Consider the following 2,109-nt stretch of genomic DNA (forward strand, 5'->3'; position numbering starts at 1 on the left):
AGATGTGTATAAGAGACAGGTCTTAGAGAGTGGCGTATTTGTTAAAGCGATGCAAGAGATCGCGCACGATGCGAAGTTAGACTCGAAAGGACCACGCTTGATTCTTGACAGCTTCCGCTCACTCAAACAAGCGAAACCAGCCACACGCCTTGTGTTCCTAGAAGATTTGGTCGCAACGGCTGGTGGCGTCGTCGCGATGCTCGCCGTCATCATCTCGCATGTGACACCGTTCCATCAGGCAGAAGGAATTGCTTCGATCCTCATCGGACTGATGATGTTTTACGTCGTCGGGAATGTCTTCCTGCAAAACGCAGCTGGTGCACTGGGTGAAGCCGATGAGACGATGGCAGCACGTCTCGGCGGACTAATCATGAAGGACCCTGACGTCAAGGACATTAGTAAACTAGAAGTCATTAAGGAAGGCGATCATTTCCACGTCGAAGTCGAGATTGAAGTCGACCCGACGTTGACGATCGCACAAGCGGACGATATCAAGGACCGTCTCGAACTCCAGATTCGTTTGCAGCAAGGCATCATCGATGTGACGATCGGCTTTGATGAAGACGATAAGATTCAACAGTATGTCGTTGCTACGGACGAAACATGACACCATTCACGCAAGATGTCCTGACTATCATTCGTTCGATCCCTGCTGGTCGAGTCATGACTTACGGGCAAGTCGCTCGACTCGCCGGTCATCCGCGTAGCGCACGACAAGTAGCGCGGATTCTTCACAGCATGAGTAAGACGGAACGTCTACCGTGGCACCGCGTGCTTGCTGCTGGTGGAAAACTATCGCTTGAAGGCGATGAACAGCGACTGGCGCTTGAAGCAGAAGGTGTCGAGTTCCTCACCGCCCGTCAACTCGATTTATCGCGTTATCAAGTCAAAAGCGAATAGATACAACAAGAGAGGGATGACCGGTTCGCAGACCAGTCATCCCTCTCTTTTTATCGTCATGAATCACGCTTTCGACGTACTCGAAGCTACAGCGATTTGCCGACGCACTTCTGCTTCTAATTGTGGTTCCGGTGGTTGCCAGCCTTCCGGTTTCATGACCTTTTGGTCCGATTCCCGGAAGATTGGTTTTCCGTCCGGTCCAAGCTTCGCCATGTTCGCACGCTGGACGATCTCGAACAATGGAGCCGGATCAAGCCCGATCTCAACGAAGCTTCCCATGATGAAGTAGAGGGCGTCCGTCAAGGCATCCCCTTGTCCGACGAGCCGTTCGACATCTGTTTCGGGTTGTTTCATCTGAAGCGATTTTTCGACCGCTGTATCAAGTCCTGACTTGAAACGTTCGATTGCTTCGAGAAATTCTGCTTCACTCGTCGCCGATTGATGCAGGAACTCAACGACCGCTTCTTCTGCCGTCCAGGTCGAGCGTTTGATTCCACGATTGACCGTCATAGGTGTTGGCGTCGTTGCGCCAGGGTGTGAAAACACACGGTGGAATTCCTTTACGTCTTGATAATAATTTGTCATAACCGATCATCCCCTTTTACCGAATGTCTCCATTCTAACAGGTTCAGAACCGGAGTTCGACTCATTGATGAACGACGTCGAGTAAGGCCATCCCACGCGTGATCAATTCATCTCGCTGCTCAGATGTCGCTTTTAAGCGCTCGAGATCTGCAATCAGACGTGGTTGATCGACTTCATCCGCTAACTCGAGTAATTCAAGACGGAGTAACCAAGCGTCCGGTAACTGGACGAGTGTCTGATCGATCAGTTGCGGTAACCGTTCTCGTCCGGCACGACCTTCGCGAATCTCGCGGACGACTTCGAAGATCGGATCAGCCGCTGTCAACGGACGTTCGATTCGTTCGAACTCGACCGTTTCCGGAATCGGCTTCAGTGCTTCAACTTCCGTTCCCGGGAATGCTGACGTGATGTCACCGACGATCAATTCCATCCGGTCCATCGTCATCGTTTTCCCGTCGTTCGAGAGCGTCGCTGCTTCTAAGACGACGAGCGCCCGATTTCCATTGACGTTTTGAATCGCTATGATGTCCCCTGTGACGCGAACATTTCCTTCCGCCCAGTCGAGACGTTCACCGACTTTGACTTGCATCAATACTTCGTTCAATTCCTTGCCGTGAAGGAGTG

At 51.7% G+C, this 2,109-nt stretch carries 3 protein-coding genes and 1 pseudogene; 2 read left to right on the plus strand and 2 right to left on the minus strand.

Annotation, left to right across the window (positions count from 1 at the left end; genetic code table 11):
- Together F8N00_RS17685 and F8N00_RS17690 are read left to right on the plus strand one after the other, a co-directional pair.
- On the plus strand, positions 1-607 hold a 607-nt coding region (locus F8N00_RS17685; RefSeq protein ID WP_421018711.1), incomplete at its 5' end, for a cation diffusion facilitator family transporter.
- On the plus strand, positions 604-900 hold the full coding sequence (locus F8N00_RS17690; protein ID WP_023467734.1) for an MGMT family protein: 297 nt from the start codon (positions 604-606) through the stop codon (positions 898-900). The genes F8N00_RS17685 and F8N00_RS17690, both read left to right, overlap by 4 nt.
- A 63-nt stretch (positions 901-963) precedes the next feature.
- On the opposite strand, the gene F8N00_RS17695 is transcribed toward F8N00_RS17690, so the two are convergent.
- Positions 964-1,485, minus strand: coding sequence for a hypothetical protein (locus F8N00_RS17695; protein ID WP_035398156.1), 522 nt, complete (start codon positions 1,483-1,485; stop codon positions 964-966).
- Between the two features lie 61 nt (positions 1,486-1,546).
- Positions 1,547-2,109: pseudogene (locus F8N00_RS17700) on the minus strand (phenylalanine 4-monooxygenase); the annotation flags it as partial.

The organism is Exiguobacterium sp. A1_3_1, assembly GCF_048985645.1.
In the GTDB taxonomy this organism is placed as follows: Bacteria; Bacillota; Bacilli; order Exiguobacteriales; family Exiguobacteriaceae; genus Exiguobacterium_A; species Exiguobacterium_A indicum.